Raw genomic sequence first — 1,079 nt, 5'->3', positions numbered from 1 at the left:
CCCCCCCCAATTCCCCCCTTAGTATCCGTATAGATTTGTCATCCTCGCGAACGCGGGGACCTAAATATATTATAATCGCAACCAGCGGACCTCAATTTCAGGTACACCACGTTTGTTACTTTATACTTTCCACTATTTTCTTATTTTCGGGTTTTTATTAGCGATATGTCTAAAATAGCCTTAATTACAGGAGCCACTGCCGGAATTGGCGAAGCCTGCGCACGACTCTTTGCCAGCCAAAAATATGATTTGATACTTCTAGCGCGTCGTGCGGAGAGACTGGACTCCCTCGCTGAAACGCTTAGTAAAGAGTTTGGCATAAAAGTGAAAACAGTTGTTGCTGATGTTAGAGATAAGGCTGCCGTGCAAAAGCTGGAGAACTTGCCCGAAGATTGGAAGAAGGTAGATGTTCTGATCAATAATGCGGGTCTTTCACGCGGGCTTGATCCAATCAATTCTGGTGACACAGATGACTGGGATGTAATGATCGATACCAATGTAAAAGGGCTTCTCTACGTCACTAAGGTGGTATCGAACTGGATGATCAATAATAGTACCGGACATATAGTGAATATCGGCTCTATTGCCGGGAAGGAAACTTATATAAATGGCAATGTTTATTGCGCCACCAAGTACGCTGTGGATTCGCTCAATCAAGCGATGCGGATCGATCTTTTATCCCATAAAATCAAAGTAACCGGTATCCATCCGGGAGCTGTTTCTACTGAGTTTTCGGAAGTGCGTTTTAAGGGCGATACTGAACGCGCCAAAAAGGTATACGACGGATTTGAGCCTTTACATGCTCAGGATATTGCTGAAGCGATCTGGTTCGCAGTAACGCGCCCGGCACATGTAAATATCAATGATATGATCGTAATGGCGACCGCCCAGGCTAATACGACGCATTTGTTGAGGGAAATATGAGAAACGAGTGACGAGAAAAGCGCTCGGGATTTCCGGTAATTTAAACTGTTATTCTAAACTCTATTTGAAGCAGCCAGCTTATAATGAGATCCCAACTTGCGTTGGGATGACAGCCATTTTTTTAGTTGAAGGGGGGAGGGTGGGGCCCCAACCCC

Annotated in this window: 1 protein-coding gene; it reads left to right on the top strand. The window is 45.1% G+C overall.

Translation table 11 applies throughout. The features are described from left to right. Positions 1-165: 165 nt before the first annotated feature. Positions 166-924, top strand: a complete 759-nt coding sequence (locus WKF69_RS02855; RefSeq protein WP_340379397.1) for an SDR family NAD(P)-dependent oxidoreductase — start codon at positions 166-168, stop codon at positions 922-924. The last annotated feature ends 155 nt before the right edge of the window (positions 925-1,079 follow it).

The organism is Daejeonella sp. (genome assembly GCF_037719425.1).
Classification (GTDB): domain Bacteria; phylum Bacteroidota; class Bacteroidia; order Sphingobacteriales; family Sphingobacteriaceae; genus Daejeonella.
Note: the sequence above shows the minus strand (reverse complement) of the source record. Positions and strands in the feature narration are given on the sequence as shown.